The 25,066-nt window shown below is 63.4% G+C and carries 14 protein-coding genes and 1 tRNA gene; 7 read left to right on the forward strand and 8 right to left on the reverse strand.

Translation table 11 applies throughout. The features are described from left to right. Nucleotides 1-79 precede the first annotated feature (79 nt). The 6 genes from MUN23_RS04580 to MUN23_RS04605 form a co-directional block, all read right to left on the reverse strand. On the reverse strand, nucleotides 80-1,690 hold the full coding sequence (locus MUN23_RS04580; protein ID WP_248762330.1) for a hypothetical protein: 1,611 nt from the start codon (nucleotides 1,688-1,690) through the stop codon (nucleotides 80-82). 72 nt (nucleotides 1,691-1,762) lie between these two features. Beyond that, nucleotides 1,763-1,990 carry a hypothetical protein gene (locus MUN23_RS04585; protein ID WP_248762331.1) on the reverse strand — a complete coding sequence of 76 codons (228 nt, stop codon included), beginning with the start codon at nucleotides 1,988-1,990 and terminating at the stop codon, nucleotides 1,763-1,765. Nucleotides 1,991-2,094: 104 nt separating this feature from the next. Then, on the reverse strand, nucleotides 2,095-6,198 hold the full coding sequence (locus tag MUN23_RS04590) for a family 43 glycosylhydrolase (RefSeq protein ID WP_248762332.1): 4,104 nt from the start codon (nucleotides 6,196-6,198) through the stop codon (nucleotides 2,095-2,097). 1,680 nt (nucleotides 6,199-7,878) lie between these two features. Continuing rightward, nucleotides 7,879-9,894 (reverse strand): hypothetical protein, encoded by a 2,016-nt coding sequence (locus MUN23_RS04595; RefSeq protein ID WP_248762334.1) that lies wholly within the window; start codon nucleotides 9,892-9,894, stop codon nucleotides 7,879-7,881. Nucleotides 9,895-11,183: 1,289 nt separating this feature from the next. Then, complete coding sequence (locus tag MUN23_RS04600) at nucleotides 11,184-12,365, reverse strand: Fic family protein (RefSeq protein WP_248762335.1); 1,182 nt, start codon at nucleotides 12,363-12,365, stop codon at nucleotides 11,184-11,186. A 451-nt stretch (nucleotides 12,366-12,816) separates the two neighbouring features. After that, a protein-coding gene (locus MUN23_RS04605; RefSeq protein WP_248762336.1) for an IS3 family transposase occupies nucleotides 12,817-13,964 on the reverse strand; the annotation gives its coding sequence in 2 pieces (ribosomal slippage) (nucleotides 12,817-13,691 and nucleotides 13,691-13,964; 1,149 coding nt in all). 582 nt (nucleotides 13,965-14,546) lie between these two features. Between MUN23_RS04605 and MUN23_RS04610 the strand changes: the two genes are divergently transcribed. The 4 genes from MUN23_RS04610 to MUN23_RS04625 are packed head-to-tail and all read left to right on the forward strand — an operon-like array spanning nucleotide 14,547 to nucleotide 19,446. After that, nucleotides 14,547-15,932 carry a dihydroorotase family protein gene (locus MUN23_RS04610; protein ID WP_248762337.1) on the forward strand — a complete coding sequence of 462 codons (1,386 nt, stop codon included), beginning with the start codon at nucleotides 14,547-14,549 and terminating at the stop codon, nucleotides 15,930-15,932. 2 nt (nucleotides 15,933-15,934) lie between these two features. Then, complete coding sequence (locus MUN23_RS04615; RefSeq protein WP_248762338.1) at nucleotides 15,935-16,741, forward strand: IclR family transcriptional regulator; 807 nt, start codon at nucleotides 15,935-15,937, stop codon at nucleotides 16,739-16,741. A gap of 2 nt (nucleotides 16,742-16,743) precedes the next feature. Continuing rightward, nucleotides 16,744-18,018, forward strand: coding sequence for a M20 family metallo-hydrolase (locus MUN23_RS04620; RefSeq protein ID WP_248762339.1), 1,275 nt, complete (start codon nucleotides 16,744-16,746; stop codon nucleotides 18,016-18,018). Between the two features lie 60 nt (nucleotides 18,019-18,078). After that, complete coding sequence (locus MUN23_RS04625) at nucleotides 18,079-19,446, forward strand: MFS transporter (RefSeq protein ID WP_248762340.1); 1,368 nt, start codon at nucleotides 18,079-18,081, stop codon at nucleotides 19,444-19,446. 634 nt (nucleotides 19,447-20,080) lie between these two features. On the opposite strand, the gene MUN23_RS04630 is transcribed toward MUN23_RS04625, so the two are convergent. Next, nucleotides 20,081-20,157 (reverse strand) — tRNA-Thr (locus MUN23_RS04630). Between the two features lie 151 nt (nucleotides 20,158-20,308). Continuing rightward, the gene (locus tag MUN23_RS04635; RefSeq protein ID WP_248762341.1) at nucleotides 20,309-21,199 is read right to left on the reverse strand and encodes a thioredoxin domain-containing protein; all 891 of its coding nucleotides are present in this window, start codon (nucleotides 21,197-21,199) and stop codon (nucleotides 20,309-20,311) included. 179 nt (nucleotides 21,200-21,378) lie between these two features. Between MUN23_RS04635 and MUN23_RS04640 the strand changes: the two genes are divergently transcribed. From MUN23_RS04640 to MUN23_RS04650, 3 genes are all read left to right on the forward strand, one after another. Continuing rightward, nucleotides 21,379-22,881: a trehalose-6-phosphate synthase gene (locus MUN23_RS04640; RefSeq protein WP_305886578.1), complete on the forward strand. Its 1,503-nt coding sequence runs from the start codon at nucleotides 21,379-21,381 to the stop codon at nucleotides 22,879-22,881. Further along, on the forward strand, nucleotides 22,871-23,701 hold the full coding sequence (gene otsB / locus MUN23_RS04645) for a trehalose-phosphatase (protein ID WP_248762343.1): 831 nt from the start codon (nucleotides 22,871-22,873) through the stop codon (nucleotides 23,699-23,701). Before MUN23_RS04640 ends, otsB begins: the two co-directional genes overlap by 11 nt. 235 nt (nucleotides 23,702-23,936) lie before the next feature. Next, nucleotides 23,937-25,019, forward strand: coding sequence for an ABC transporter ATP-binding protein (locus tag MUN23_RS04650; protein WP_056346563.1), 1,083 nt, complete (start codon nucleotides 23,937-23,939; stop codon nucleotides 25,017-25,019). Nucleotides 25,020-25,066 lie beyond the last annotated feature (47 nt).

Below are 25,066 nucleotides of genomic sequence, written 5' to 3' on the forward strand. Positions count from 1 at the left end.
ACCGGCGTCGGCTAGAAGGCTAAGTCGGCGAAGCCGTGATTTTTGGGTCGTGTTTTTGGTGGCTGGGTCAGATTCGGGTTTAAGCGGCCAGTCCCGTGATGTGGGTGAGGTTGTCGATCGCGTTTTGGTAGGAGCGCGTGGCGGCTCGCAACCTCGTTGGTACCGGGGTTTGCAGGTCGGCCAGGCCGGTGGGAAGCAGCCGGTCGTGAACGGCGCTGATGAACATGGCGGTGGAAAGGCCAGTGTCGGTGACCCGGTAGCGGTGGGAGTGTGGGATGCGTTCGATGAGGCCGTGATGGCGAAGCCGGCGCAGATCATAGGTCATCTGTCCGACGGTAACGGTGCCGGGGTCGGTTCCACGTAGCTGTGCGGTGAGTGAGCGCAGGTCCCGGTTGACGAACCCGTCCGGTTGCAGTTTGAACACCGGCAACGCGGACAGGAGTGCGTGGCTTCGTTGTTGCCCGAGGCGCAGTCCGGGAATCCGGGCGCCGGCGGCGGTGATGACTGGGTCGGTGATGGCGTGTAGTGCCTGGGTTCCGGTGATCGGGTCATGGCTGATTCTTTGGACGCGTAGCAGGCGCCTGTTGGCAGTGAAGCCGATCTCCCGCAGTGCGGGCAGATTTGTCAGTCGTTTGCCGATTCGAAAATCGTAGCTGTCGTTGATTGTTGTCTCGGTCCGCAGGGCCCTCCCTTCCTTGTGGTACTGCTTGATCGTGGCATTCTTATAGTCCACGTGCAGGCTCGGGGTGACCCCGTCTGTGATCACCCTGGTCCTGAACCGGCCCGGGGTTGGCCGGGGCCCGGTCTTCATCAACCGGCGGCCGAAGACCAGGCTGACCTGGTCCGGGCGGCCGGTATCAAGGTTCTCGCGGATCACGTTCTCGAAGAACACTCGCCCCGACACCGGGCTGTCGAGCATTTGGGTCAAGGAGAACTCCGCCTGCAACACCGAGACGTCGTAGCGGTACCCGGCGGCCCGGTCGACAGCGGTAAACGGGTGGGGCAGGATGGCCAGCCACTTGCGCAGCAGCGCGTCGATCTGCTCCGGTCCGAGACGGTCGCAGATTCCCTGCAGGCCCGGGACGTCCTCCACCGCGGCGAAGGCGTTATCCATCGCTACGTAACCGATCCCCGCCTTAGCGGCCTGCCGCTGGGCCCAGTGGTGGCCGTTGATGCACAACTTCGCGTTATAGGGGAAGTAGGAGCAGAACTTGAGGAAGAACGGCCCGAAATCGGCGTCAACACAATAGAAGTAGAAATGGTTGACCACCCCGGTGGTCTTCACGATCCACGGGTAGGACAACCCGTCGTCGTGGTGACGTTTCTCAGTCCGGAACAGCGGGGTTTTCTCCTGAGCCCGGCCGATGAACACTACCCCCTCCGGAGCGGTGAACGACGCCAGCCGGTTGGCCATCACGTCGTCCTTGCGTTGGCCCTTGAGGAAATCCACCCACTCGATATGTTCCGCCTCGGCGAAGCCGTGGACCGCCGCGGTGAACCGGTCGGTGATCTTCGCCAACGGTGCCGTGGAGGCGATCGGCAAACCCAACTGCCGCTGCACATAGCCCACCAGGCCGGCGGCATACTGCAGTTTGGGCTGATACACGTTGAGGTACATCCGGTCGATGCACTCAACTTCGAACCTCACATGCTCGGACAAGACATCTGCCACGGTGCGCGCTATCGTCATCACAAGCTCCGGTCGGTGATCAGGAGGCCGAAAGGCCCACCACTGCTACGGCAGTCATACACCCGCGACAATTCAACTGTCACGGATCACCCTGCCCGACCGGAGCCCCCCCACCCACGGTGAGACAACATGCCTTGTCGGGCTGGGGCGAAGCCCCGCTGGTTCTGTAATGCCAACGTTGACATCCACGTCCTGCTCGCCGTGGTTCTCTTCAGCCATCGCCATCCCGGCGACACCAAGCAGCAGTGCTGTGCCTGCAGCAACGGCGGAGCACCGTGCGGCGAATCCAATTCTGTTCATCTGATAAATCCTCTGTAAGTTCCGGCCGTCAGCCGGGGTGGTTCGGTGATGCGTGGAAAGTGCCATGCCGGCGGCCCGTCGAGTAACAGGCCGCCGGAATTGGCTCAGTTACAGGTCGCTGCGTTGTATGCGGCTTCCTTGGTTACAGTTACGGGCTGGCCATTCACCGTGCCCGTAGCTTCTACGGACACCACACCGGCCTGGACGGACACAGCGCGGGTGGAGAAGGCATGCACCGCGTTCTTAGTGGGCTTTACCTGGGCGAAGGACTTGGTCCCGAAAGCCGAGGTGAACTTCACCTGGACCGACGAGGCTTCATTGTTCGTCGCCTGGACGTTCACCACAACCTTGCCGGAAACGCACTTGGTGCTTGCTACCGCGGATACGTTTAGGGCCGGCGACGGGGTGAGCGTCGGAACCGGGTTCGCGATCATTAGCCAGCTGAGCTGTACGTCCGGCCCCCTCGTGGGGCTAAGCGCGAAGGTGAGCTTCCCGTCAGTGCCCACGGTGACGTTCTGGTAGGCCGCGGACTGGTAGTCCCCGCTGTAGTCGTGGTCGGCCTCCACCACAGCACCATTGACGGTTACCTTGGCTCCGCGGTCGTCCCACTGGGCCCAAGGATCGTAGTAGCCAGCGTAGACCGTGTAGGTGCCCGGGGCCAGGTCACTGAAGCGGTAGGTCAGGTCACGTCCAGCGGCGGCGTACCGGAGCGTCGTGAAGATGTTGCCGTCAGCGGTGCCTTCAACTCCGCTGCCTTCGCTCTCGTAGCCCCACGCTTTGCCAGTGGCAGGGTCTGCCCCGAAGGGCTGGTCAGCCGTGCTGTTGAGGACAGGTCCATCCTGCGTTGCGGCCTCCATCAGCGCGGTCCAGTCGGCTGTTTGTTTCCCGCCGGCGTTCACCGCGTACTGGACGCCCTCCGGGACAACCGGGATGGTGCGGCTGAAGGTTCGGCCACCGAAACCGGACAGCGTGCCAGTGGCGGTAATGACTCCCACAGTGTTGGTGCTGCCGGTAACCTGCCAGGTGACAGGCTGCGAAGAGGTCTGCCCGTTCTGCGTGACCGTCACGGTGTTGACGTTGAAGGCTTCACCGACAGCCAGGCTCGAAGGAACTCCGGTGACGCTCCACGCAGAGTTGGCATCGAGGTCCTCGAGGCGCCATTCGGACGGTGACAGGACGCTGAGGGTCTTGCCGCCTTCGCCCATCTGGATGGGCAGCCAGACCATCTGCGCGTTTGCCAGGTCTGTCCCGTTGTTCCAGCGGTCACCCATGTAGATGAACTTGCCATTCGCGGCATCGACCGGAATGACGGACGAAGGCTGCGAATTGTTGGAATTCCAGGCAACATCGCTGCTGAACGGATTTGGCATCTCCGTCCAATCGCCCAGGATGCTGGTTGCCGTGCCGTACTCGGCCGGGTTGGCCGCCCAACCAGTGGTTCCCGAGGTGATGATGAAGTAGCGGCCCTGGTACTTGAAGATGGCCGGTGATTCGCGGGAGTCGTTGACAAAGGCGCGCCGGAAGTCGATGCCCTCCACGGCTTCGTCCGGCGAGGCAGAGAGGTGGGTGTAGTCAGCGTTGAGTTTCGAGATGAACATCGTCTTGTTCTCTTCGCTGGAGTAGATGATGTAGCCGGTACCGTCGTCGTCCACGAAGAGGTTCATGTCCCTGGCCATGCCCGGGTTGTTCGGCGCCTGGTTGGTGGGATCGCCTGCAGTCGCCTTGTGGAGCCGGTAGCTGTCGATGTAGCGGAACGGCCCGAACGGCGAATCGGATACTGCGACGCCGGCGTTGGCCTTGGCATACTGTGCGTCCGACCAGCTGGAAGGGCCATCGGCATGGACCCACATGACCCACTTGTTGGTGGCCGCGTTGTAGATGACCTTTGGCCGTTCGAGGATGGCCGGGACCTCACCGTTGACGGACACCGTTCCGAGGTCTCGGTAAACAGCGTTCGTCTGCTCAGTGGTGTAACCCGAGTACAGGCCCTGGAAATACGGATCGTTGGTGAACTGGTCCGGGGAGGACATCGCCTTCAGTGCTACTCCGCGGTCCGTCCAGTTGTAGAGGTCGTAGGAGCTGTAGGCATGCACGCCAGGCGAGGAGTGGTAACCGTTAGTGCGGTCCTCCCCGTACAGGTAGTAGATGGTGCGGCCTTCCGAGTCCTTGGAGGAGACAACTTGGCCGCCGTGGGCCTGGATCACATTGCCCGATTCGTCCCGCCATTCCTGGCCGGGCTTGAAGCTCGTGTAGCCCGTGCCTTCGTTCGCATTGCGCAGGGTGAACGCTTGGTTCGCCCCACCATTCGAGGTCCACAACCCAATCCAGGAGCCAGAAGCCGTGGACTGGTTGGACACATCCAAAACCTGTTCCCGTCCGGCGTTGAGGAGGCTGAACGACGTACCATCGGTCGTGTTGAAGAGCCATTGGGCCGAGGTGTCTGCGAGCGCTTCGTCGTCGGTGATAGTGCGCAGGACGGTTCCGTTGGCATCGGCGGCCAAAGCACGGCCGTCAGCGAGCCTCAGGACGAACCGGTCACGAGTGGTGCCGTCTTCGTCGGCGATGAGGGTGGCCTTCCAGAGCTGAGTGGGTGAGGCGACGGAGTCGCCCAGCACAGTTGCCGGACTTCCATCCGAGGCCGTCACGGCCCTGCCGCTCTGGACTCCGACGAAGCTGTAGGACTGTCCGTCCTGTACTACCGGCGCATCGGCGGCGACGCCGGTTGCCCCGTTGACAACGAAGGTCGTGACTGACTTGGCGGGCACGGTCAGCGTTGCCGAGCGCGTTCCGGCGTCGATAGCAACAGGGGTGCCGTTCACCAGCGCGTTGGCGGTGGGATCGCCGGCCGGAGACTGGGTGGTAACCACCGGAGTAACAGTGGCACCGGCGCCGATCGCCGCGAATTTGGACAAGTCCAGCCTGACGGTCTTAGCCTGGTCGGAATCGTTGGTGTGCACCATAGCGAGCCCGGAACCGTCGTTCTTCAGTGCAGACGTCGTCTTCCCGTCGCTGGTGGGAATGATCCGGTCGCCAGGTTCGATGTAGTGGGTGAAGTTCCGGATGGTGTTGTACTTCGAGTTCACTTCGGTGCGGCACGAAGGATCCGCGGCGCCGTCAGCTACGCGCCGTGCGGAGTCGCCGTCGGCATTGCAGTCGAAGTCGATGAAGACCGATCCCCAGTTCTTCTTCTCGCCGAATTCCATGTTGTAGAGGTCCTCAACGGGCTGCCACAGTACCCAGGATTCGGGGTCGAGCTCGCGCAAGTCGTCGGTGATGCGTGTCGCCATGCCGAGGCCGTTTTCGATGCTGGCCGGGTTCCACGAATCGCCTCCCCAGTTGCCTTCCACTTCGCTCATGGACAATGGTTTGCCGGCGGCCTTGGCGATGTCGCGGACCTGCATACGGTCGCCGGTGGAGTACGTGTGGACATTGAGCTGGCTGACGGCCTGCTTGGTTTCCGGGGTCCACCCGTTCCAGTCTTCGACAAAGCGTCCAGGAGACGTCTCGTCTGGACCGGACACTTTGGCTTCGGTGGTAGTGCCCTGCTCAGCGAGTTCGGCAGCCATGGCCGTCAGCACCTGGGACTGCAGGGCGGGGCCGGCGTGGGCGCCTTCCTGTCCTCCGCCATTCGGCAGGCCGTTGCCGCCGATGGTGGTCTTCCAGTAGTTCGTGTTGGGCTCGTTGAGGGGGTTGATGGTGTCGAAACTGATGCCCTCAGCCTGCTCGACGTGCTGCGCGGCGGTCTTGAGGTAATTGACGAACTTGCCGATTGCCTGGGGCTTGATCTGGTCCGCATTCGGGTCGAGGCCACCGCTGACGTAGCCGCTCTCTGTCATGAAATAGGGCGGAGAGTTGCTGAACGCCTCCCAGGTGGTCACTTTGTCCTTGATGGCCGCGATCCAAGCGCGCTGCGAAGCGTCGGCGTCAAGGTTGTAGTCCGAGGCGTTGTCTCCCGTCCATGCGGCGAGGAAGCGGTCCCGGTCAGCGTAGTTGGTGGTGATGGGCCCGGCTTGGTCGGAGAGCCCAGTATTCGGGTTCCACCAGCCGGGAACGGCACCACCGGGACGTAGGTAGTCGGGTATGTCAGTGGCGTTGCCACCGCCGATGTTGTAGCGGGCGATGTTGAGGTTCAGGCCGTCGTCGCCGAAGACCTTGTCTATGAGGTCGTTGCGGATGGCCTCCGGATAATGTCCGGTGGCATTGGCCATCCAGACGAGGCTGGTGCCCCATCCTTTGAACGCCGGTCCTGCCTGTGCGGGGTTCGGTGTCAGAACAACGGGATTGTCTGCAGCTGATGCCGCCGGGGGTAAGAGTGGGAGTGTAGCCAGGGCGAGGGTTGAGGCGGCGATTGCCGCTGCTATGCGATAACGCGACGATGCGTTCGATGTCGACAACATTGTCTAATCCAATCCGTTCATGTTTACGTGAACATATATGAGTTTACGTAAACATAGCGCTGGCAGAAGGGTTGCGTCAAGACCTCGCGATGACTCATAGAAAACCTCCGCGTAGCGGCGGCGTGGCTCAAGGTGGTGGCAGCGGGTGCGGATTATGCCCGTTTATGGAGCTCACGATGGCCCGGCAGCAGACTGTGACAAAGAAGAAAGCCCTCGCCTACAAGAGCGCTGATCGGGCAGGACGCCGGCCTATGGCCATGATCTGCTGGCCCCGATGCTGCCGGTCCTGGCGCCATTGCTGCGCCGGGACAAGGAGCTTGAGCACCAACGCGCAAGCGGATCTGCTGATGCGCATGAGCGCGGCGACCATCGACCGCAAACTTGCCGGCGAACGTGCAAAACTCTTCCCGCGGGACAAGGTGAAACACGAAGCCAGACACACTCCTGAAATCCCAGATCCCGGTCCGGACCTGGGCCCAGTGGGACGATGCCGTCCCGGGATTCGTGGAGATCGAACTGGTCGGTCACGAGGGCGGCAACAGCTTCAGGGAATTCTGCTTCACCCGGACAGTGACCGACGTTTTCCACGGTGAACAGGTCCGTGCGGAACAGGGCTGCCAAATGGGTCTTCTAGGCCCTCGAACAGGTCACCGCGGCGTTCCCCTTCCCGATCATCGGGACCGATTCGGACGACGGCTCGGAGTTTATCAATGACCACCTGCTCGCCTACTGCCACGCCTACCAGATCGCGTTCACCCGGTCCCGGCCCGGGAACAAGAACGACGGCGCCCCGCTGGACAGGGTCTACACGAACTGTCTGCTGCCTCAGCAGAAAATCATCGAGAAGCAACGGCACGCCGCGAAAGTGATAAAGAAACACGACGCACCTGCCACTCCCCGCCAGCGGGCCATCCGCCACGAAACCATGGGTAAACGCCCGATCATCCGGATGAACGCCGCCTTCAGACAGATCAAACCCGACCCACTCACACGCCAAATCCTGGCACTCACAGCTAACCTCGAAACGATCTCCCGGGTAAAACAACCCGCCGCCGCCAAGCCCGTCAACAGGGCCTGGAACAGCTGAAAACCCGGAGGGTTTTCAATGAGGCAACAGGGACCTGACTCTACGATCTCGGCGGCGCCGAGCTTAGCGCCTGCGTCATCGATGCGGGAGCGCGGGGCCTAGCACAATGGGCAGGCCAGGAGGATCCTCCACCAGAGGGAACTCCGGTCAACCACGGCATTTTTCCCGCTTAATAGCCGCACATGCCATTCGGGTTCGCTGCCATCAATGCAAATTACGAGGACTGGCTCAGAGCCAACCTTCTAAGTGTGGCCATTCACGGTGAATTCCGTAGAAGTCATGGGGGTCTACTGTTCTTGCCCCCAGGGCCTGAGTGTTTGAGTTCGCAGTGTCGGCTGCCCCGCCACCCGCCGCCGCACTCCAACGCATTCACAACGCATTCACAACGTCGGCGGGTGTTACAGCTAGCGCCTCATGGTCTGCATGGCTCCTTTGTCATCTATCCGGACGAGGTTGGTGCCCTGGGTCGTGTACAGCAGGCCGTCTTCGTCGACTGCAATGTGCGGGCCGCTGTACCAGCCGCCGTTGATGCCGGCAACGACCACCGAGACGGCGAAAGTGATGGGGTCGATGCGGAAGACCGTGGTGTCCGAGACGCCGTAGATGATGCCCCGGCTGACGGTCAAGGCCCCGAAGTCCGTGCATACGCTGCTCAGATCGCCTGTGTGGACAAGCTGGCGGGTATCCAGGTCAATGACGAACAGCCCTGCGGCCCTGCGGGACATGCCGTAGAGGTAGCGGCCGTGAATGGCGAGGGCCGCCACTCCGGCTGTTTGCCCCGGATCGATGCGCCACAGTTCCTGGTTGGCGATCGGATCCCAGGCGACGATGGTGCTGCGGGGGCCGCTGGCGTAGATGTTGTCGCCGCCAAGGTAGGCAACGCCGTCCTTCGTGGCCACAGCACGCACCATCTGGAGATTGTCGATGGGGTTGACCTTGGTGGTGACCTGGCTGGTGACCGGGTTGTAGGCGGCGAAGCAGCCGCCGCCGCCGGTGTCGTTCTGCGCGCCTGCGATGACGAGACCGTTGACAGCATCCCAGCAGACGTCGAGTGGCCGGTTCTGCCCGGCGGGCAGCGCGGCGACCTGGTAGGGGAGCTGGCCGGTCTTGGGGTCGTAGGAGTAGATTCCCCTGGAGTTGTACTGGCCGGTGTAGAGGATGCCGCCCACCACGATGGCGTCCTTGGCCTCGCCGGTGGCCCGGAGGTAGGACACCTGTCCCGAGGCCAGTTGGTGGCGGGCGATGGTTCCGGTGCCACCCACGTAGACATCGCCGGCGCCTGCAGCGAGTCCCATGCACAGCTGTGGTCCGCCCGGCGCTCCGGCCTGGGTGAGGTCGTACTTCACGGCGGTCTTCGTCGGGGGATCAATCTCGATGACGTCGTAGGAGGACACCGTGATCGCCTTGTTGCCGTAGACGTCCAGGCCCCACATGGCGCCCACGTCCTCGGTGAGGATCTGCGTGATCTTCTTAGTCGTCATGTTGTAGGCCCAGACGCCGGGTTCCTTGACGAAGAACACCTGGTTCCCGAGCTGCCGGAACATGACGCCGGTCTTCGCGATGATCGTATATTTGGTGTGATCGGCCAGGTTGATCAGAACGGACTTCCCGGGACCCTTGACGCCGACTCCAAGTTGTCCGTCCAGCACGCTGAGGGAGGTCACGGACACGCCCGTCGCCACCTCTGCCGGCAGGATGTTGGTGGACGTCTTCGTGGTCCGGTCAAAGGCAAATAGCCGGGCAGGGCTGGAGCCGTTTCCGCCGCCGAGCGTGCTGCCCGTGCCGAAGTACACGGTGCTGGCGGTGGCGGCGATGGCCTGCGCGATGGTGGCTCCGGGGTCCGGCACGCCCCAGCTGGTGGTGGCATTCGTGGCGGGATCGTATTCCCACAGTGACGGGGCATTGGTGGTCTGCCCGCCGCCGGCAGCGTAGACCTTGCCGTCGGGGGCCACGGCCAGGGCGCGGATGTCGCGGTCGCCGGTTTCGCCGACTCCTACCGCAGGCTGGCCGGGGGTGCTCAGGTCCCAGCGGTAGATGTTCGGCTTACCGTCGATCCCGTCCCGGAGGACGCCTGCGTACAAGTATTGGCCGGTGGCGTCGGCCGCCAGGGCCTGGATGCTGTAGCCCGAGCCGAGGTCGGTGCGGGAGGTGACGGTTTGCGTGGGGAGGTGGAAGCCGATGATGCGGACCGGGTTCAGGTTGCGTGAGCCGATGTAGACGGTGTCACCGACCAGCAACGAGCTCATCAGCGAAAACTGGACCACCGCGGGTCCGAGATCGGTGATGATGGGCTCGCCTGCGCCCTGTTGTTTGGGGGCCGCCTCGGCGACGCCCTGTGACATGGCTGCCAGTGCGGCGGCGAGGCCCCCGACGCCCCCGGCCTGCAGCAGCTGACGACGGTTGATTGCGAAGTTGGACATGGAAAATCTCCTCATTGAGTACCCCGGCAGGGGTTGATCCAGGTTTGGGCAGGTGTTGTTCCGGACGTATGCGTGCATGCCAGGCGCCATCTCGCGAACCGTTGTCGGGACCGAGATGGTGCTGACCGGCTCCTTGCGCAGGGGCCGGAACGCCGCGGTACCGTCGTGCGGAGCAGAGGTTGGATCGGGGTGAGAACCGGACGGGACCGTGACGGTTCAGTTGCTTTGGACGTCTTGAATCAGAACAATATCCCCGACGAAGTACTCAGTGAACAGACTGCACAAAACTGAACATCACAGCGGCAATCCGAGGATGAACGGACCTTGAACGCCGCAATCTCGTACGAAGGGTCAGACACCGGGCCTGACCGTGCGGCGCAATCCGGCCTTCCGCGATGGAAACTGCTTCCTTCAGACTGTCCAACGGAAGCCAGTCGCATCGTCCTATGGGCTGAGACGGCCTGCTCTCCCTGAATGCTGCGAACGCTGGGGCCTGCAGATTGGCACGATTCAGGCTGCGGCAGTGCATATAGTGGCTCGGCGTCAGGGCCATTCGGCGGGCGAAAAGCGCGGGACACTGACGGGTCCCAGGCAATCACGGGCCGGACCTGAGAAGGGGAACTCTGTCGAATCTGAATCTGGTGAGTTGATGGTGCGCCGGAGTTGAAATCGGTCCCGCAGGCCGGATCCGCGGGAACGAAACCGCAGGTCAAAGCCACAATTGGAGCCTCCTGTCGGATTCGAACCGACGACCCCCGCTTTAGGTCCAGACGCTTGCCGGCGGGCAGCGAAGGTCCCGCATTGCCCGGATTCTAGGGCTTTCTGCGGTCAACGACGGTTGATGAGTAGTTATCCCTTGTCGTTGATTGGGGTGAGTAAAAGGTGAGTCGGTTGCAATGGCCGGCTCGCCGTGACCGTGCAATCGACACAGGGTCCAGCTAGCTTCCTTTGCTGTCGCACGTGGGACCTCAGTAGTCCACTTAGTCCTTCATTGCCAGGCGTGCGCGAGTGCATGATTACCCCAACGTCACGGCCAAGGCAAGGCCTGCAGAACGAGGCATTCGTTGGCTTGGCGCCTCCGTGGAGCGCCCGCTCGTGTGGTAGCGCGCATGCTCACAACTCTGTGATCACGGGTAGAGAAAAATTTTCATGTCATTCAATTCTTATCGAATCCATTCTTACTCGTTCTAGTGAGTAGGCGGTTCACTAGAACCATAACCAGTTGATTCAAGTCCACTTGAATACTTTCTCGTGTGTTCTAGTGGAAGCGCTTACAGCTAGAGCGCAACTCACCGACGAGTCAGGATGCCGAAGATATCCGACGCGATGTACGTGTTCTGCGAAGCCTCAAAAGGGTAGTCTTCCAGGATCCCGAGTTGCTGCAACTTCACCACAGCGTTGCTGATCGTCTGGTAGTTCTTTCCAAACTTCTTCGCAAGCCTGGCTTTCGTGACGATTGGGCTCGCCAAGAGGGAGCCGGCCACATCGAGGATCACACCGGTGGCGCCAGCTTCTCGAAGCGTATCCATGTGTTTCTGGCTGACGTCCAGGAGATCGTCAACGAGCGTGGCAGTCTCTTGGGCTGACGCGGCAATGCCCTCTGCAAAGAACTCCACCCATCCGGACCAGTCGCCTGTCTCACTTAGCCGGGCAAGCTGGTCCTGATAAACATCTCGTCTGGCCTCAAACCAAGGCGAGACACTGAGCAAAGGTTCGGTTACAACGCCGTCTCGCATAAGACCAAGAACAATTAGAAGCCGCCCTAGACGTCCGTTCCCGTCATTGAAAGGGTGGATAGTCTCAAACTGGTAATGCGCAAGGGCAGCAGCAATCACAGGATCTCGCCCACCTTCAGGGGCCTCGTTTATCCAGTCCAACAGGTCTCGTATAGCCGCATCCAGCTCTATACCTGGGGGTTGCGGGATGAAACGAGCGTCCGTGATATCAGCGCCGCGGCTTCCAATAACGACCTGGACAGACCTAACAGCGCCGGCGTCCGCGTTGTCTGCTGCAGTCCCCCTCACAAGAGTTCGATGCAGGTCAGTGAGCAAACCAGGGGTAATCCGCCGACCGGCCTGAACCCAATCAAAGGCCCGATCCGCGACCTCGACATAGTTCATTATTTCGTCTAGCTCCGCACTTCGCGGTTTATCAGACGTATCATCAACGGCAAGCACTCGGTCAAGAGGAGCATAAGTACCCTCCAAAGCTGACGTGCTTTGGGCCTCACGCCTGATCATCGGCATGCGGATGAGTGCAGGATTTGGTACTTGGCGGCTGGCCTTGTCTAGTGCACCGAGAGCTCTGTTAGCCCGACTCACAGCATGCCAGGCAGCGTTAGTGAGCTCTGGCTCCTTCCCTAAAGGGTGGGGAACGTACGAGAAATGGTCGTACTCACGTTTCAGCCCGTCCATGCCTCGAATCGGCACCAAACTTCCAATCGGGCTCTCACGAAACTTCTCGACGTCCATTACCTGCCTTCAATCTGAAGCGAATCTCGCTGACTTGAAGACTACAACACTCATTCTAGTCAAACGGCTGCTGACTAGAATCGGCGCCTCTTTTGGGTGCCCACGTGGCACGGTCTCGAAGAACTGGAACCACGCGGCCGAGTCCGAACGGAACGCTTGGGGAAAGAGCTACGGAACAACGCCAAAAATCGTGACGCGTCACCAGCACGCCGTGCGTCCCGTCTGTGTATGCATCGACGTGAGCGGCTCCAACCGCAGCCTTGGGGCGCAGGGCTCCCGGATGGAGCACGATGCCTCATACGTGGTCCCCGGTTCCCGAAGCATAGGCTTCCACCACGACGGTGTCTCCCGCCCGAATTTGCCCTCAAGGAGGAGGGCAAGGACGCCTAATAAGTACAAAACGGAGGCCAGGACGACTACTCTGGTTGGGCCCCCGTTAGCAGTCCAGCGTTTATGCGATAGCTAATTGGTTTTCTTGCGTCCAGTTTTCCCAGTAGCGTTTCGGCGTCATGCCGTCCAGGGATCCGTGGGGCCGTTCATGATTGTAGATAGCTTTCCATTCCTCTGCCAAATACTTCGCTTCGGCCATGGTGTCCATGATTTCTCCGGAGAGTTGTTCCCTTCTGAATTGGGCGTTGAAGGATTCGATGAAGCCGTTCTGCCAGGGTGATCCCGGGTCTATGAATGCGGTGTCGACGCCGGCGGTGTTGCACCACTCGAGCAGTGCCGCGGCGGTGAATTCCGGTCCGTTGTCACACCTGACGTAGGCCGGGGCGGTGCCGGTTTCGGCGATGATGTTCTCCAGCACCGCGACGACGTCGGTGGCTTTGAACGACCGGCGCGGGATGATCGCCAGCGCGGTGCGGGTGTATTCGTCGATGACGTTGAAGAACCGGATGTGCCGGCCGCAGGAGGTCACGTCGGACTGGAAGTCGAAGCTGACCACGTGCATCGGGTACTCGGCTGTGAGCCGCTTCTGCTCCCCGGCGCCGGGCCCGGCGCGGCGCTTCTTCCGCGCCCTGGGTTTACAGGCCAGGCCTTCGTCGCGCCAGAGCCGGCGGATCCGCTTCCTGTTCAGCGCCACGCCGTCCCACTCTGGCTGGGCCAGCAGGTGCCAGCGGGCCTTCCGCCAGCCCCAGGAGGGGTGCTTCCCGGCGACGGCGCGCAGGGCAGCCCGGAGCTGGGCTTCCTCGAAGCCCATCTCGGGTTTCTTCTTGCGGAAAGCGGACCGGTTCTGGCCCAGAACCGCGCAGGCGAAGCGTTCGGACGCCCCGAACTTCTCCACCGCCATGCGCACGGCACGGCGGCGGGGTTCGGGGCTCAGAATTTTCCCTTGGCCACCTCGTTGAGGATGTCGATAGCCAGTTCCTTCTCCGCCAGCAGCCGCTTAAGCCGGGCGTTCTCCTTCTCCAGCTCCCTGGTCCGCTTGGACGCCTCGGCGTTCTTCTCGGAGCCGTACTGGTTCAACCACCGGTACCAGGTCGCCTCAGTGACCTGGAGCTCCTTGATGACCTCGACCATCGGTCGTCCGTCGTTGAGCATTTTCTGGCCCTGCCGGACTTTGGCGATGACCTGCTCGGGGGTGTGTCTGCGTGCCATGATTCGTGAATTTCCTCCTGTGTCCATTCTCGGACACGAAACTCACACAAACACTGGACTTCTACCTGGGGACCCAACCAACTCCCATGAAGTCGTTCTCGAACTGGAATACAACAACGATCAAACTTGTGGCCAGGGAGAGTACGTTGAGTACAACTGCCGACTCCCCCCACCCTGTGAGACTTCACCTCCACTTTCGCGGGGGAATTTTGACGCGCGGCAGTCTTTCCGCGAGAGCCAAAACAACCAATAGCGCCGGAATGACCTCGGTACAGCCGGTGCCTACTCTTCGGGCATGCAACCCGGCGCAACGTGACACGGGAACGGGATCCCATTTCTGGCCCTGGTTATGCCCGTGCTACGGCCGTCTGGGCGCAGTACGAGAATCTACCTCGGGCCTATTCGGCGAACCGCTGAGGCCGAGGGCGCATAGAACGGGTGCAGCTTGTTCTTGGACTGCGGCCAAGGGCTCCCCTGCCTGCTGTTCCATGCGCACGTCGACTGCTGGCCCGATTCAGGCAGAATTCTCAATCTACGGGAATCCCTTTGGTATTAGAGAGAGGCCCCCGTCACACTCGAAGCATGAATTCTTCACCACGCCCCACGCTCGTCGTCACCGGGACGCTGCGCCTTCCCAACGGCAGCTACGGCCAGGGCTCGGTATGGATCTCAGGCGAGACCATTGACCGCGTCACCTCCGGCTCCCCAAGGAGCGAAGCCGAACTCGGCGGCGCCCGCCACATCGACGTCGGCGACGCCTACGTCCTCCCCGGCGCGATCGACGCCCACGTGCACTGCTACTCCCACGAGGGCGAGGGCATGCTCGCTGCGACCCGCTCTGCCGCGGCGGGCGGAGTCACGACCATTGTCGAGATGCCGTTCGACCGGACCGGCCCCGTCCGGGACGCGGACCTCGTCAACCGAAAGAGTGAGATCATCACCCGCGAGGCGGTCACCGACGTGGCACTCATGGGCACGCTCTGGCCGGGCGGCGGGTGGCGAGAGGCTGAGCCGATGGCGGAGGCCGGCGTCGTGGGCTACAAGGTCTCGCTGTATCACACCGACACGAACCGCTTCCCGCGCGTCGACGACGCCGAACTGCTCAACATCATGGCTGCCACCACGGACGTCAAGCGGACTCTGGCGGTGCACGCTGAGAACAACGAGATCGTTCAGCACCTCCAGCGCGTCGAGCGCGAGTCCAACCCCCTCGACCCGCTCACCCATGTGCGCACCCGCCCGCCGGTCTCCGAGTCCCTCGGCGTCCTGACGGCCATGGAGATCGCCCATGATCGCGGCACGCGCCTGCACCTGTGCCACATGTCCATCCCTCGCGCGGTCAAGCTCGCGGCTTGGTGGAACGAGGACGGCGCGGACATCTCCCTGGAGACGTGCCCGCACTACCTCACGTTCACGGCGGACGACATGCACGCCCAGGGCGCCCGCCTCAAGATCAACCCACCGTTGCGCGACCGTGAGCATGTGGAGGGCCTCTGGCAAGGGATCGGCGACGGGCTCGTCCCCATCATCTCCTCTGACCACGCCCCGTGGCCCCTGTCGATGAAGTCCCACGAGCACATCCTCGAGAATGCCTCGGGCGCTCCCGGCGTCGAGACCCTCGTGAACGTCACCCTCGGAGGGGCCCTCAAGCGGAGCCCGGACCCTGCCACCTACTTCCACAACGCCGTCGCCGCTCTCACGTCCGGACCGGCGGACCGGTTCGGCATCGGCGACCGCAAAGGCCGCCTCGAGCCGGGCTTCGACGCGGACCTCATGGTATTCCGCCCCGACGCCGGCTACACCGTCGAAGACGACGCAATGCACTCCAACGCCGGCTGGACCCCGTACTCCGGCATGCGCCCGGGCGGGTTCGTCGAGAAGACGTTCCTGCGCGGCCGCCTTATCTGGGATTCCGCCAGCGGCGAGCTCGGGCAGGCCGGCTACGGCCGCCATGTGACGCGGGCCTAGCCATGGATAGCGAACTGGAGAGGATTCTCGCGACGGGCCAGGAGGGATCGTCGATCCTGGCCCGTGGCCTGGGATTCCTTCACCTCGTAGCCGCTTCGAGCGGAGCGAGCGTGAAGGAGCTTTCCGAGCGTGCAGGGCTGCCGCTGGCCACAACGTACCGGATCGTGAACCAGCTCCGCGAGGCCGGGTTCGTCGTCGAGTACGACGGCCGCATCCACGCCGGCGCCGCCATGGCACCGGCCTCCACGGAGGGCCCCCACCTCGTGGACTACGCCCGTCCGGCGCTTATCCGGGCGGCCAGGGCCACGGGCATCACGGCGGTCCTCACCGTCCGCGTCCACACCCTTGCTTTGTGCCTCGATGTTGTCCCGGCGGGGAGCTCGGGTGCCCCAGTATTCCGGATCGGCGCGACCCGGACCCTCTATGCCGGGGCGAGCGCGACGCCGCTGCTCGCCTTCGCGGCGCCTGCAGTGGTCGCCAATGTTCTTGCCTCGGGTATCAAGCGATACACCGCCGCGACGCCAACGGCGGAGGCTCTTCCGGCCAAGCTGGCCGAAATCCGCCAGCGCGGCTACGACCTCTCCCACGGTGAGATCCAGCCGCAATGGACGGCCCTGGGCCTGCCCGTGTTCGACCGGGGCAGCGTCTTCTGCTGCCTCTCGCTCACAGGGCCTTCCGCCCAGTTCACTGACGTCGACCCCCTTCTGGCGACCCTCCGCGAAGCCGCGGAACACCTCACGAAGCACCTCCCGGCGTCGTCAGATGGCCTGCCGTGGAACGCCACCGACCCCACCGAAACCGGAGACTGATCATGACCCAGACGCTCATCGAGCCCGACGCCCAATCCGTCGAGGCGGCCATCGCCGACCTCGCCGGCTACGTCGACTCCGCCCAGGACGGGTGGACGCGGCAGGTCTTCAGCGACCCCTATCGCGCCTCCCGCGAGTTCGTCGCCAAGCGGATGCACGACGCCGGCCTGGAGGTCACCCACGATGCCGGCGGGAACATCGTGGGTCGCCTCCCCGGCCGCGCATCAGCGGCCGGGCTGACCCTCAAGTCGATCATGACCGGGTCCCACACCGACACGGTGCGCGGCGGCGGGCGGTTCGACGGGATCGTCGGAGTGCTCGGCGCGATCGAAGCCGTCGAGGCACTGCGCCGCGCAGGCGTTGCCCTCAACCGCGACCTCTACGTGGTGGACTTCCTCGGCGAGGAGCCGAACGAGTTCGGCATCTCCTGCGTCGGCTCCCGCTCGATCGCCGGCATCCTCCTTCCCGAGCACCTGGACATGACCGGCGCGAGCGGGCAGAGCATGGGCAACACTCTTACTGCCGTAGGCCTCGACCCGCAGGCTGCCCTTAAAAACGCGTGGGCGCCGGGCTCGCTGCACGCGTACATCGAACTGCACATCGAGCAGGGGCCACTGCTCGAGCAATCAGGTCACGAGATCGGAGTCGTGACCGCGATCGCGGGCATCGACCGGCTCATGGCGAAGTTCATCGGCCGCTCCGACCATGCGGGCGCGACCCCAATGGACGCGCGCCTCGACGCGCTCACGGCCGCCGCGGCGGCCGTGCTCACGATCGAGCGCGAGGGCTGCGGGGCGCCCGTGCACGGCGTCGCGACCACAGGTCGCATCGAATCCTATCCGGGCTCGTTCAACGTAGTCCCGTCCGAGGCGCGACTGTGGGCCGAGCTCCGCTCCACGGATTCGGAGTGGCTTTCCGGGGCCAAGGGTCGGCTCGCCCAGGAGATCGGCCTCGAAGCGGACCGCCGCGGCGTGTCACACATGATCGAGTGGCTCACCGACCAGGACGCCGTCCCCACGGCGCCCGCGATCCGGGACGTCATCGCAACCAGCGCCGACCGACTCGGCCACACCTGGGCGCCCGTCCCGTCCGGGGCCGGGCACGACGCGGCCCACATGGTCCACCTAGGACCCATGGGCATGATCTTCGTCCCCTCCACCGGCGGGCGCAGCCACTGCGCCGAGGAATTCACCCCCACCGCCGACATCGTGCGCGGCATCCGCGTCCTTGCAGAGACCCTGTCCGAGCTGGACCGCGCCGAGACCGTCGCCGCCTGAGCGGCGTCTGTCACCCCCATTTCCCCTATCCTGATTAATAACATCCCCTAAAGGACCCCCATGTCCAAGACACTCCCGTCTAACGCAAACCTCACCGCAGGCCAGGCGAAGCCCGCGGGCTCCGCCAAGCCCGGCAAGGATCCACTGCGCAAGGTCGTTATCGCCGCTGCCGCCGGCAACGCCCTTGAGTGGTTCGACTTCTCGAGCTACGCGTTCTTCGCCTCTTACATCAGCGTCAACTTCTTCATGCAGGGCGACTCCTCGTCCGGCCTTATCGCGACGTTCCTCGTCTTCGCGGTCGGGTTCCTCGCCCGCCCGCTCGGCGCGATCGTCCTCGGCTCCTATGGCGACACGCACGGCCGCAAGGCCACACTGACCCTGACGGTTTCGCTGATGGCCGTGGGCACGTTCATCATCGGCTTCGCCCCGCCGTTCTGGGCGATCGGCATCGGCGCCCCCATCCTCCTGCTCGTCGGGCGGTTGTTCCAGGGCTTCTCCGCGGGCGGCGAGATCGGCGGCGCTACCGCGTACCTCGTCGAGAAGGCCCCTGTGGAGCGGCGTGCCGGCCTGACCGGCTGGCTGCAGGGCTCGATGGGCCTCGCCAACGCAATGTCGGCGCTCATCGGCGTCGTCATCACATCCACGTTCTCCCAGAGCGAGCTCACGGAGTGGGCATGGCGCATTCCGTTCTTCATCGGACTCCTGATCGTCCCGGTCGCGGTGTACATCCGCAAGCAACTGGACGAGACCGAGGAATTCCTCAGCATGAAGGAGTCGATGGGCGCGGAGAAGCGCTCACCGATCCGCGAGCTCTTCCGGCACTACCCGAAGCAGCTCGTCGTGGCCGCGCTCATGGCCATCCTGTGGACCGTGAGTGTCTACGCACTTGTCATCTACGCGCCCACGTACTACTCATCCAAGACCGTGGGCCTCGGGTTCACGCCGAACGAGGCATTCTGGGCCTCGCTCGTGGGGAACTTGTTCATGATGTTCGCGTGCGTCTACGCAGGCCGCCTCGCCGACCGGTTCGGCACTGAACGCACCCTGCGGTGGATGACATGGGTGCTCATCGCCGTCCCCGTGCCCGCCCTTGTAGTGCTGCACGCCGTCCCGACGCTGCCGGTGCTCATCGTGGTCCACATCGTGCTGTGCATCGCGGTCTCCGGCTTCGCGGGCATCATCCCCTCGGCCCTCGCCCGCGTGTTCCCAGCGAAGGTCCGCTCGACCGGAACATCATTCTCCTACAACATCGCGGCGATCTTCTTCGCCGGCTTCACCCCGGCGCTCATGACCTGGGCCGTGCAAATCACATCGTTCGCGACGGGCATCTACGTGGTCTTCGCCGGGCTCGTGGCCCTCGCGACACTCCCGGCCTTCCTCCGGCTGATCGCCAAGCAGGAGGCGGAATCCGCAGTCGCCACCGGGTGAGTTTCGACGGACCGAGTAACGCGCACCTGGGCCCGTAGACGCACGACGCCAGTGGCTCGCCTTATCGAAGGCGAGCCACTGGCGTCACTCGTTCCCATTGGCGCGTCCGGGAATGAGTATCCACTGTCGGAGCGCAGTGCCTTGACGCGATCCGATCACTCAGCCGGGCCAATCCATGTCGCCTCCGCTTGAAGTCGAGTGACCCAATAGCTGGAATATTCGCGAACGGGCGCTGCGAGTGAAGAGTAGCCGGGGACCTACGGCCCCCACTCACGCACCTGGACATGAATCTCGCACTCAATCTCGGGTTGAGAGAGGAGCCCCCGGACGCTGATTAGGGTGAGTAAAAGGTGAGTCGCGTGGGGGCATCGCCTTCTCCCGACTGCCAATGGCAGTATCCCCGCAGGTCAGCGCCCTGTTGGGTCGGCGGAGGATTCGAACCGAAGATTTAGCCCGTACTTCCTAATTCATCCGCCCGCTCTGCGTAAGCGGCATCTGGATTTAAATCGCTGGTCAGGACCATTTACTAGCCCAACGGACGGGTTGGAACCGTCATAAACGTTCCAGATCCTGCACAAAACCTGGTCCTGCGGGTCATGGGCTCCGACATAAAACCGCAGGTCAAAGCCACAACTGGAGCCTCCTGTCGGAGTCGAACCGACGACCCCCGCTTTACAAGAGCGGTGCTCTGGCCAACTGAGCTAAGGAGGCGCGCCCCCGAGGGGCGTGCGCCGCAAGGCGCTAGATAAGGTTAGCCCAAGTCCGCCCGCTCGTAAAAACGCCGGCCAGGGGCGAACCGGAGCAAAACAAAGGACCTGCTTCCGGAATCGATCCGGAAGCAGGTCCTCTGAGTGGAAGGACTTTAGCCCTTCGCGGTGATCGCTGCCTGCAGGAAGTCAGGGAACGGGGTCTGCGCACTGGCACCCTTGCCCCACTGCTGGCCGTCCACAAACACCGTAGGCGTGCCGGTGACGCCGATCGCCGCGGCCTGCTTGGTTGTGAACTTCACGTACGGACGGTAGGTCTTCTCGTCGATGCAGGTGTCAATGTTCTTGGCGCCGATGTCCGTGGCCATGGTCTTGAGCCTGTCGTCGGAAAGACCGGCGGTACCTTCGGCAGGCTGGTTGGCGAACAGCGAGTCCACAAACTCCGCGTACTTCTCCGGAGACTCATTCACAACACACGCGGCGGCGTTGGCTGCACGGGAGGAGTAGTTCGTGGAGGACCGGCTGTCCAGGAATCCGAGCGCCCGGTATTCCACCGTGATCTTGCCCTCGTTGCGGAGCGTCGTCAGCTGCTCGTTGTACTGTGCCTCGAAGTTCTTGCAAACCGGGCAGATGAAGTCAACGTATAGGACCACCTTGACCGGCTTTCCGGCCTCAGCTTCGGCGCCGGGGGCAACCACTTCAGCCGGCGCGGTTTTCGGGGGCTCCCCCACGGAGGCTGCGTCAACGGTGGCTGCTTCCAGCTTCGCGACGTCGGTATTGGCCAGCAAGGTGATGCCACCGTTGGCGTTGCCGTTGGCCGGCGTCGGCCCCTGGTCAGCGATCGGGGCGTTCTGCCGCATCGTTGTGGTCACCACCAGCCCCACCACCACAAGGATGGCCACGACGGCCACCACAATGCCCCAGCCGATCAGCAGCTTGTTGCGCTTGTCCTTCGTCAGCTGCGCCTCACGGATCAGGCGTGCCTTCTCGCGCGCCTCCGAGGTTCGCTCAGCCTTGGACTTGCGTATTTCATTTGCGGGGCTCATGTGTTCCTTGGGTCGATCGACATAGGGGGACCACTCTGTGGCGACTCCACCATTTTAGGGGACAAACCTGAGAGCTTGCGCTTTCAACTATTCCGCCCGAATAACCAACGGACGAATAGCCCCGAAGATTCCATCCTATTAAGGTGGCTTAAAGGCACAAGCAACCCCAGGGGGCCGCAATGCAAACACCCGTCCAAGAAAAACCAACAGCTGTACCCGCAACCGGCGCCGCCGCGAGCAGCCACAGCACGGCCGCCACGTACGATTTTATGGTTGTCTCCAACAGGCTGCCCGTTGACCGCTGCGCGCCAGGTGAGAGCGGCGACGACGGCTCCGGCTGGCGTCGCTCCCCCGGCGGCCTGGTGACTGCCCTCGCACCCATGATGACCAAGACCGACGGCGCGTGGGTGGGTTGGCACGGCGCCCCTGACGAAACCGTCGAGCCTTTCAGCCACGGCGGCATGGACCTCGTGCCCGTCCAGCTGAGCAACGACGACGTTGAGCTTTACTACGAGGGTTTCTCCAACGCCACCCTGTGGCCCCTCTACCACGACGTCATCGCGCCGCCGGAGTTCCACAGAACCTGGTGGGACGCCTACCGCAGGGTCAACCAAAGGTTCGCCGACGCCGTCGTACGCCATGCCGGCCAGGGCGCCACGGTGTGGGTCCAGGACTACCAGCTGCAGCTGGTGCCGCGGCTGCTGCGCCAGGCGCGGCCGGACCTGCGGATCGGGTTCTTCAACCACATCCCTTTCCCGCCGCCGGAAATCTTCGCCCAGCTGCCGTGGCGGCATGCCATCATTGACGGCCTGATGGGTGCAGACCTGGTGGGCTTCCAGCGCCCCAGCGACGCCGGCAACTTCATGCGCTCCGCCCGCCGGTTCCTCGGCGCCAGCGTCAAGCAGCAGCAGGTGCATGTGAAGGGTAAGGACGGCGAAATCACGCACATCGCCAGGGCCCAAGCCTTCCCCATCTCCATCGACGTAGCCCAGATCAACGGACTGGCCCACAACCCCGAGATCATCGAGCGTGCACGCCAGATCCGCCAGGATCTCGGCAACCCCAAGACCATCCTCCTGGGCGTGGACCGGCTCGATTACACCAAGGGCATCCGGCACCGGCTCAAGGCCTTCGAGGAACTCCTGAACGAAGGCAAGCTGACGGTCGGCGACGCGACGCTGATCCAGGTTGCCAGCCCCAGCCGCGAACGGGTTGAGCAGTACCGCCTCCTGCGCGAGGAAATCGAAGGTACCGTCGGCCACATCAACGGCACCTACGACACCATCCAGAACACCGCGGTCCGCTACCTGCACCACAGCTACCCCGTGGAGGAGATGGTGGCGCTGTACCTCGCCGCCGACGTCATGCTCGTGACGGCGCTCCGGGACGGCATGAACCTCGTGGCCAAGGAATACGTCACCGCCCGCAAGGACAACGACGGCGCCCTGGTCCTCAGCGAATTCGCTGGCGCCGCGGACCAGCTCAAGCAGGCGCTGCTGATGAACCCGCACGACATCGACGGCCTCAAGGACACCATCATGCGGGCCGTCGATTTGCCTCCCAAAGACGCCGCGCGCCGCATGCGGTCAATGCGCAAGCAGATCCTGGAACACGACGTCGACCACTGGTCAGCTGACTTCCTGGCCGCCCTGAACGAGAAAGTTGTGCGCGATGACTCCTGACGCCCGGTCCGCCAAGGGCCCGCTCACCTTGTCCCCCGAACTCCGGCAGGCCGCCCGGCGCATCGCCCAGACGGAACACCTGCTGGTGGCCATGGACTTCGACGGCACGATTTCCCCGCTGGTTGACCGCGCCGACGACGCCCGCCCACTTCCCCGCTCCGCCGCCGCTTTCGCTGGGCTCGCCGCCCTTCCACGCACGACGACGGCACTCATCTCAGGGCGCGCCCTCGCCAGCCTGCGCGCGGCCGCCTCGCCCCCGGTGGACACGCTGCTGATCGGCAGCCATGGCGCCGAGGCGTGGCTGGGCCCCGGCTCCGCGGAGCTGACACTCGATGAAGCCCAGCGCCTGCTGCTGGCCGAAGTCCGCGGTGTCCTCGAAGAAATCGTCGAGCAGGCACCGGGCACCCTCCTCGAAGACAAACCCGCAGGCGTAGTCCTACATACCCGGCTGGCCACGGACGATGTTGCCGAGGACGCGGTGGCTGCGGCCCGTTCCGTTCTCCAGGACCGCAAAGGCGTCTTCCTGAAGAACGGCAAACGCGTCCTGGAAACATCGGTAGTCAACGCCTCCAAAGGCGAGGGCCTGACGTTCCTGCGCCAGATCACCGGGGCCACTGCGGTCCTCTTCGCCGGCGACGACGTCACGGACGAGGACGCCCTGGCGCGCCTGGAATCCGGCGATGTGGGCGTCAAGGTGGGCCTGGACTTCACCCAGGCCGAATTCCGGGTGGAAGCGCCGGCCCACGTGGCGGAACTGCTCGAAGCACTCCTGCAGGAACGGAGCCTGGTGGTGGCCGAAGAAGAGCCCGGCACTGACTGAACGTCGGCGACATGTCCAACCTCACATGTGACCTCCGTAACATTTGCACGAATAAGCCATTCGTCTGACATACTCTTGGTTGTGATGTGGCGCACAGGAACCGTGCGGCGTCACGTGATACTCCTCGGCCTTCGGCCGGGGAGTACACGGCTGCAATGCCGTGGATAACTGAATTACATGAACCATTCACAACGGATCGTCCGGCACGTACCTGCCGGTGAAGGGATTGATAACTGTGGCTACAGTTACTTTTGATAACGCTACGCGTCTGTACCCGGGCACAGAGAAGCCCGCTGTTGACAAGCTCAACATCGAAATCGCCGATGGCGAATTTCTGGTCCTCGTAGGACCCTCCGGTTGCGGTAAGTCCACCTCCCTGCGCATGCTCGCAGGCCTTGAGGACGTCAATGCCGGCCGGATTCTTATTGGCGACCGCGATGTCACCGATGTTCCGCCGAAGGACCGCGACATCGCGATGGTTTTCCAGAACTACGCGCTGTACCCGCACATGACGGTTGCAGACAACATGGGCTTCGCGCTGAAGATCGCCGGCGTTTCCAAGGAAGAGCGCGCCGAGCGCGTCCGTGAGGCCGCCAAGCTTCTTGACCTCGAGCCGTACCTGGACCGCAAGCCGAAGGCACTCTCCGGCGGTCAGCGCCAGCGTGTTGCCATGGGCCGCGCCATCGTGCGTAACCCGCAGGTGTTCCTCATGGATGAGCCGCTTTCCAACCTGGACGCCAAGCTCCGTGTCCAGACCCGTACGCAGATCGCATCCCTGACCCGCCGCCTCGGCGTCACCACCGTTTACGTCACCCACGACCAGGTCGAGGCCATGACCATGGGTGACCGCGTGGCTGTGCTGAAGGACGGCCTGCTGATGCAGGTTGACACCCCGCGCAACCTCTACGACAAGCCCAAGAACGTCTTTGTTGCCGGCTTCATCGGTTCCCCCGCCATGAACCTGCTCGAACTGCCCGTGGTCGACGGCGGCGTCCAGTTCGGCGGAACGGTTTACCCCGTGCCGCGCAACATCCTCGAAGAGGCCCACGGCAGCACCGTCACCCTGGGCAGCCGCCCCGAGGACCTCGAGCAGGCCTCTCACGGTGAAGGTCTCCAGGTCGAGGTCGACGTTGTTGAAGAACTCGGTGCCGACGCCTACGTCTACGGCCACACGACGCTGGACGGCAAGGACCACGACATCGTGGCACGCGTCGACGGCCGCCGTCCCCCGCTGAAGGGCGACACGATCTACGTCCGTCCGCAGTCGGGCCACGTGCACCTGTTCGACACCAAGACCGGTCTGCGCCTGGGCGACTAGTCCCCACCGGCGCCCTAACCTCGCTCCGCTTCGGCCAGGGAACCCTG

Origin of the sequence: Pseudarthrobacter sp. SSS035 (assembly GCF_023273875.1) — a bacterium.
Lineage (GTDB): Bacteria > Actinomycetota > Actinomycetes > Actinomycetales > Micrococcaceae > Arthrobacter.